The 6,235-nt window shown below is 65.2% G+C and carries 7 protein-coding genes; 4 read left to right on the forward strand and 3 right to left on the reverse strand.

The genetic code is table 11. From position 1 onward, the window contains the following. Positions 1-65: 65 nt before the first annotated feature. A complete protein-coding gene (locus ACWD4O_RS14220; RefSeq protein WP_451279950.1) occupies positions 66-527 on the forward strand; it encodes a hypothetical protein in 462 nt (153 codons plus the stop codon). Between the two features lie 765 nt (positions 528-1,292). Here ACWD4O_RS14220 and ACWD4O_RS14225 read toward each other — a convergent pair. Then, positions 1,293-1,664 carry an ATP-binding protein gene (locus ACWD4O_RS14225; protein WP_451279951.1) on the reverse strand — a complete coding sequence of 124 codons (372 nt, stop codon included), beginning with the start codon at positions 1,662-1,664 and terminating at the stop codon, positions 1,293-1,295. A 132-nt stretch (positions 1,665-1,796) separates the two neighbouring features. On the opposite strand from ACWD4O_RS14225, the gene ACWD4O_RS14230 reads away from it, so the two are divergent. Both ACWD4O_RS14230 and ACWD4O_RS14235 read left to right on the forward strand, forming a co-directional pair. Beyond that, the gene (locus ACWD4O_RS14230; RefSeq protein WP_451279952.1) at positions 1,797-2,624 is read left to right on the forward strand and encodes a helix-turn-helix domain-containing protein; all 828 of its coding nucleotides are present in this window, start codon (positions 1,797-1,799) and stop codon (positions 2,622-2,624) included. Then, positions 2,605-2,784 carry a DUF397 domain-containing protein gene (locus tag ACWD4O_RS14235; RefSeq protein WP_363174464.1) on the forward strand — a complete coding sequence of 60 codons (180 nt, stop codon included), beginning with the start codon at positions 2,605-2,607 and terminating at the stop codon, positions 2,782-2,784. The genes ACWD4O_RS14230 and ACWD4O_RS14235 overlap by 20 nt, the downstream gene beginning before the upstream one ends. On the opposite strand, the gene ACWD4O_RS14240 is transcribed toward ACWD4O_RS14235, so the two are convergent. Further along, positions 2,768-3,937 (reverse strand): steroid 3-ketoacyl-CoA thiolase, encoded by a 1,170-nt coding sequence (locus tag ACWD4O_RS14240; RefSeq protein WP_451279953.1) that lies wholly within the window; start codon positions 3,935-3,937, stop codon positions 2,768-2,770. The genes ACWD4O_RS14235 and ACWD4O_RS14240 overlap by 17 nt on opposite strands. Positions 3,938-4,143: 206 nt before the next feature. Between ACWD4O_RS14240 and ACWD4O_RS14245 the strand changes: the two genes are divergently transcribed. After that, the gene (locus tag ACWD4O_RS14245; protein ID WP_451279954.1) at positions 4,144-5,379 is read left to right on the forward strand and encodes a cytochrome P450; all 1,236 of its coding nucleotides are present in this window, start codon (positions 4,144-4,146) and stop codon (positions 5,377-5,379) included. A 34-nt stretch (positions 5,380-5,413) separates the two neighbouring features. On the opposite strand, the gene ACWD4O_RS14250 is transcribed toward ACWD4O_RS14245, so the two are convergent. Continuing rightward, the gene (locus ACWD4O_RS14250) at positions 5,414-6,088 is read right to left on the reverse strand and encodes a YoaK family protein (RefSeq protein ID WP_451279955.1); all 675 of its coding nucleotides are present in this window, start codon (positions 6,086-6,088) and stop codon (positions 5,414-5,416) included. Positions 6,089-6,235: the final 147 nt, after the last annotated feature.

Genomic DNA, 6,235 nt, shown 5'->3' on the forward strand with positions numbered 1-6,235 from the left:
GCGGATGTCTCCGCAGGTGCCCTGTGGGGACATCCGCTCTGCATTTCATAATCGAAGGACGATGAATGATCGAGATCACCTCTTATCTGGGTAGCTCATCGGGTCGGCTTACCAATGTTCGGGTTGCTTCAAGGTTCGACGGGGATTCCGATTACGTAGAGGGGGCCATCGATCTGGTGATCAATGGAGTGACTGTTATCGACACATCCATGGAGGACTATGTTGACCAACTTTGGGCCTACTTCATCGCCATGATGCTGAAACTGCAGACGGCGGTGGAGGCTAAGACGTACTTTCCTGACCAGCCGATTGAGCTGAAGTTCTCAAAAATCGGAGGCGGGCAGGTCCTCGTGTCTTGTGACGCCGGTGACGGCCTGCGAGCTGCCGCTGTAGAACTGGACTACTTCCTGCAGGAAATGTCACTTTCTGCCGCACGCTTCTTTCGGACGCTGAGCAAGCTAATTCCTGAGAATGCGGCCAGCTATGAGCATCAGCTGGCTAGGATCGAGGAGTTGCGCGCGGAATGAGGAAAGCTCGGCGGACGCACCCTGGATATTCGGGGTAGTTCGTCAGGAGAGTCAAGCTCGAATCGATCGACAGCCGTGGGCAAGGCCGCGTTAGATTCGCTGTTCAGGATACAATCACCCGCGAGTCGGGGATGCGTCCTCCGACCGGGGGCGGGTATCGGGACGGCAAGGCGTTCACGCTGGCGAAGATTGTCTTCGACAGTATCTTGAAGAGATTCCCTGAGGGTTAGCGCCCCATGAAAGTGACGGTCTCCTGGAGTGAGTCGATTGCCATCCGCTAGAAGTTTGAACCCATCTGCTGTGGGTGTCGTGTGCGTGTTGTTTACGGCGGCATGTACAGGAGGGGTAGATCCGGAGACCGCTGAGGCTCCAACCCGTCAGCAAATAGTCGGGACCTGGCGTGCTGACGGGAGTCGCACGGCTCGGCTCTCACCTGATGGGACTGCTGTCCTGACAGGCATTCGCTGCAGTTACCTCCTTCCGGACGGGGAGAATGGCGTTGCTGACGTGCACGGGACTTGGAAGCTGCAGCAGCGTCTTCCGAGCAGGAACTCGGACGTCTGGGTCGACCTTGAATTCTCCGCCGGTATGTGCGGCAGTGCTGGAGATTTCCAGAGCGGTTTCTATCCGTACGAGGACTCTGGAAAGATTTACCTCTCTTTGGGAGGGCCTGATATGCAAGAACAGGATCTTATATTCACTAAAGAGTGACCTTCGGATCTGTGGCGGCGGCCTGCTGGTTCCTTCGGTGGGCCGTCTGGTTACTCATGTGCTGCAAAGGGTGCACTCGAACCACACCGTCTTCCCGCCGCCGGGTGCCGGTGACACTCCCCATGTGTCGACCAGTGCGCTGAGCAGGAACAGGCCCCGGCCGCCTTCCGACTCCGGGTGCAACTCCGCCGGGGTCGGGAGTAGTTGGCCGTAGTTGTCTGTTACCTCGGCTCTGACTCCCGTCGGTTGTTTCAGGAGCAGTAGCTTGCAGTGCCTGTCCGGGGTGTGGCGGACCACGTTGGCGATCAGTTCTGTCAGGGCCAGTTCGACCGGGTCCGTCAGGTCCTTCAGGTCCCAGTCCGCCAGGAGGGTGCGGGCGATTCGGCGGATGTGGCGGGCCGAGTGGGTGCCTGCTGTCAGCGTCATTCGGTATTGCGTGGGGACCGGGGGCGCGTAGATCGAGGGGAAGTATCCGTTCACGGGACGAGGGTGACCTGCTACGACTACTCTGGGCTACTGGCTGAATGCAACGTGTGCCTGCGTGAGAGGGGCCCCTGCGTGACCCACATCAACGTTCTTGACCCGGGTGCTTCGCCGCTCGACTACTACGGGTTCGAGCTGCGCCGGTTAAGGGAAGCGGCCGGGCTCACTCAGCAGCAGCTCGGGGACATCCTCAACTACACCGGGTCGCTGGTTGGGCAGGTTGAGACCGCCCGGAAGGTTCCGACTACCGAGTTCAGCGAGCGAGTCGATGCGGCTCTCGGGACCGGTGGTCTCTTCTCGCGGCTCGTCGAGCTTGTGCTTCGCAGTCAACTTCCGGCCTGGTTCCGGCAGGTGGCGGAGCTGGAAGTGCGGGCCGCTGAGATCTGCACCTTCCAGACCCACCTGGTGCATGGCCTGCTCCAGACTCCTGCCTACGCGCGTGCCGTCCTCGGGGTGCTCGACAAGAGCGACCTCGACGACCGCACCGCCGTCCGGCTTGCTCGCCAGCGCATCTTCGAGAAGGGCGAACCGCCCGTCTTCTGGCTGGTGTTGAGTGAGGCCGCGCTGTGCCAGGAGATCGGTGGCCGGGCCGTCATGCGCGAGCAACTCGCCCATCTGTTGTCGTTCGAGAGCGATCCCCGGATCAACATCCAGGTGTTGCCGTTCGCAGCCGGGGCGCACCCCGGGACGCAAGGCTCGTTCAACCTCTACCGGTTCTCCAGCGACCCGACGATCGTCTATACCGAGGGGTATGGCATCGGGTATCCGAGCGCGAACCCGGACACCGTCAAGGACTGTTCACTCCGTTACGATCATCTCCGGGCTGCTGCTCTCTCCCTCAAGGATTCGGCACAGTTGATCCGGCGAGTGATGGAGGAACGCTATGGAGAAGAACTGGCGTAGGTCTTCGTATAGCGGTGACCAGGGCGGGGATTGCGTCGAGATCGCCGAAACCCCCGCCACCGTCGCCGTCCGCGACTCCAAGAACCCGGCGGGCCCGGTCCTCGTGCTTCGGCCCGCCGTGTTCTCGGAGTTCGTCCGCTGGACTACAGCCGCTGGATGATCGTCCCCGTTGCCAATGCGCCGCCCGCGCACATCGTGATGAGGGCGAACTCCTTGTCCGTGCGCTCCAGTTCGTGAAGTGCCGTCGTGATGAGGCGGGCTCCCGTCGAGCCGACCGGGTGGCCCAGGGCGATCGCTCCGCCGTTGACGTTGACCTTGTCCAGGGGCTGGTTGAAGACCTTGGCCCAGCTCAACACCACTGACGCGAACGCCTCGTTGATCTCGACGATGTCGATGTCCTTCAGGGACATCCCCGCCTTGCCCAGGACCGCCTTCGTCGCGTCGATCGGGCCGTCCAGGTGGAAGTGGGGGTTCGCGCCCACCAGGGCCTGGGCGACGATCCTCGCCCTCGGCCTCAGCTTCAGGGCCCTTGCCATACGCTTCGACGCCCACATGATCGCCGCCGCGCCGTCGCTGATCTGCGATGAGTTGCCGGCCGTGTGCACCGCCGTCGGCATGATGGGCTTCAGCTTCGCCAGCGCTTCCGCCGATGTGTCGCGTAGGCCCTCGTCCCGGTCGACCAGTCGCCACATGCCCTGGCCCGTCGACTGCTCCTCCTCCGTCGTCGGGACCTGGACGGCGAAGGTCTCCTTCTTGAAGCGTTCCTCCGCCCAGGCCGTCGCCGCGCGGGACTGGGACAGCAGGCCCAGGGCGTCCACGTCCTCGCGGGTCAGGCCTCGGTGGCGGGCTATGCGTTCCGCCGCCTCGAACTGGTTGGGGAGGTCTACGTTCCACTCCTCCGGGAACGGCTTCCCGGGGCCGTGCTTCGAGCCCGAGCCGAGGGGGACGCGGGACATCGCCTCCACCCCGCAGCTGATTCCGACGTCGATCACGCCCGACGCGATCATGTTCGCCGTCATGTGGCTGGCCTGCTGTGAGGAGCCGCATTGGCAGTCGACCGTCGTCGCCGCGGTCTCGTAGGGGAGGCCCATGGTCAGCCAGGCCGTCCTCGCGGGGTTCATGGACTGTTCGCCGGCGTGGGTCACCGTGCCGCCGACGATCTGCTCCACGGCGTCGGCGGGGATGCCGGTGCGGCCGAGGAGTTCGCGGTAGGTCTCGCCCAGGAGATAGGCGGGGTGCAGGTTGGCGAGCGCGCCGCCGCGCTTGCCGATGGGGGTGCGGACTGCTTCCACGATCACGGGTTCGGCGGCCATGGGTGCGGATCCCTTCGGAACTAGTACGTGTTCTAGTTCTGCTGAGTGCAGTCTGCTTACGTGATGTGGGTCACCGCAAGGGTCTTGCAGCCTCGAGGGTCCTGAACTACCTTCACGGCAATCTATTTCTGATGAACCGTCAGATCGATCGTGATTCGATCGTAGATCGACCGTCAGCTTGCATCGTCAGATGGCTGGAGCCGCCGATGCCCTGTCCAGCGCTTCCCGACGGGTTCGACTTCACCGATCCCGACCTGCTGCAACACCGTGTACCCCTCCCCGAGTTCGCCGAGTTGCGGGTCGCCGAACCGGTCCGCTGGATCCCGCAGTCGGACAACGTGGCCGGCTTCGAGGACGAGGGGTACTGGGCGGTGACCCGCCACGCGGACGTGAAGTACGTTTCCACGCATCCGGAGATCTTCTCCTCCTACCTCAACACCGCGATCATCCGCTTCAACGAGCACATCGAGCGGGCTTCCATCGATGCCCAGCGGTTGATCATGCTGAACATGGATCCGCCCGAGCACACGCGCGTGCGGCAGATCGTGCAGCGTGGGTTCACGCCGCGGGCCATCCGCGGGCTGGAGGAGCGGCTGCGGGAGCGGGCCACCGCCATCGTCGCCGGCGCCCTCGCGCAGGGCGGTTCCTTCGACTTCGTCACCTCCGTCGCCTCGGAGCTGCCCCTCCAGGCCATCGCCGAGCTGATCGGCGTGCCCCAGGAGGATCGCTCCAAGATCTTCGACTGGTCGAACAGGATGATCGCGTACGACGATCCCGAGTTCGCCGTCACCGCCGAGGTCGGGCAGCAGTCCGCCGCCGAGATCCTGGCGTACGCCATGAACATGGCTGCCGAGCGGAAGCAGTGCCCCGCTCATGACATCGTCTCGACGCTCGTGGCGGCCGAGGACGAGGGCAATCTCAGCTCCGACGAGTTCGGGTTCTTCGTGCTCATGCTCGCCGTGGCGGGGAACGAGACGACCCGGAACGCCACCACCCACGGGATGCACGCCTTCCTCACCCACCCCGAGCAGTGGGAGCTGTACAAGGACCAGCGGCCCGACACCGCCGCCGAGGAGATCGTGCGGTGGGCCACCCCGGTCACCGCCTTCCAGCGGACCGCCACCCAGGACACCGAACTCGGCGGGAAGCTGATCAGGAAGGGGGACCGGGTCGGGATCTTCTATGCCTCCGCGAACCGGGATCCCGAGGTGTTCGACCATCCCGATGCGTTCGACGTCACCCGGGATCCGAACCCGCATCTCGGGTTCGGCGGGGGCGGGCCCCACTTCTGCCTCGGCAAATCCCTTGCCGTGCTGGAGATCAACCTCATCTTCAACGCCATCGCCGACGCCATGCCGGGGCTGCGGCTGGTGGAGGATCCACGGCGACTGCGGTCCGCCTGGATCAACGGGGTGAAGGAGTTGAGAGTCAGCGCGGAGTGAAGCGATCGGTTCGGTTGATCAGTTGATCGGGTGATCAGTCCCTCCCGCCGGCGAGCAGGGCCAGCGCGCCCGAGATCGCCGCTGCCAGCAGGAGGGGCCAGCCCAGGCCGTGGTGGATGACCAGCCACGCGCCGAGCAGGGCGCCCAGGAAGAGGGACGCCACGGCCGCCGCGCGGCGGAAGCCGCGGACCTCCGAGCCGCCTGCCGCGCGGGAATCGGAGGCCAGGGCGGTCAGGGTCATCGTCAGGACCGTGGTGGGGAGGTCGGCCACCTTCAGTTTGCGGACGGTCGCGGTGCGCATGCCCAGCGCGAAGGCCGTGCAGGCGATGATCGCGTAGATCCGGAAGCGGCCGTCGGCGGCGGTGGTCGTGAAGGCGATGGCCGCCGCGATCGCCAGCAGCGCCGCCTCCACGGCCAGCGTCAGCCGTGCCCAGGTGCGGCGGGAGCCGTTCCCGCTGCGGTGGACCACACGGCCGCCCGCCACCGCGCCGGCCAGGAAGAAGAGCAGGGATGCGGCGGAATGCGGCACGGAGAAGCCCGGGACGCCGGCTGCGGCAAAGCCGATGACCAGCACGTTTCCGGTCATGTTCGCGGTGAAGAGATGGCCCAGGCCGAGGAAGCTGACCGCGTCGATCAGGCCGCTCACCAGGGTGAGGACCAGGAGTACGGGGACGAGGCGTACGCCGCGATCCGGCGCGGGTGTCGTCATCGGGCCAGTGGATCACGCGAGGGCGGGGAAACGCCGAAGGCGGCGGCCCGGGGCTGGACGCGACGCCCGAGTGCGCCTTCCTGCTCGGCGCGACCCCGGACACCCCGCTGCCCACCGCGGACTCCGCCGTCGAGGAGGTCGTCCTCA

Source organism: Streptomyces sp. NPDC002623 (assembly GCF_053592635.1).

Coding starts and splice junctions, on each gene's coding strand:
- ACWD4O_RS14250 (WP_451279955.1), bottom strand. CDS start 6,088: ATGACGACACCCGCGCCGGATCGCGGCGTACGCCTCGTCCCCGTACTC.
- ACWD4O_RS14225 (WP_451279951.1), bottom strand. CDS start 1,664: ATGACGCTGACAGCAGGCACCCACTCGGCCCGCCACATCCGCCGAATC.
- ACWD4O_RS14240 (WP_451279953.1), bottom strand. CDS start 3,937: ATGGCCGCCGAACCCGTGATCGTGGAAGCAGTCCGCACCCCCATCGGC.
- ACWD4O_RS14220 (WP_451279950.1), top strand. CDS start 66: ATGATCGAGATCACCTCTTATCTGGGTAGCTCATCGGGTCGGCTTACC.
- ACWD4O_RS14235 (WP_363174464.1), top strand. CDS start 2,605: ATGGAGAAGAACTGGCGTAGGTCTTCGTATAGCGGTGACCAGGGCGGG.
- ACWD4O_RS14245 (WP_451279954.1), top strand. CDS start 4,144: ATGCCCTGTCCAGCGCTTCCCGACGGGTTCGACTTCACCGATCCCGAC.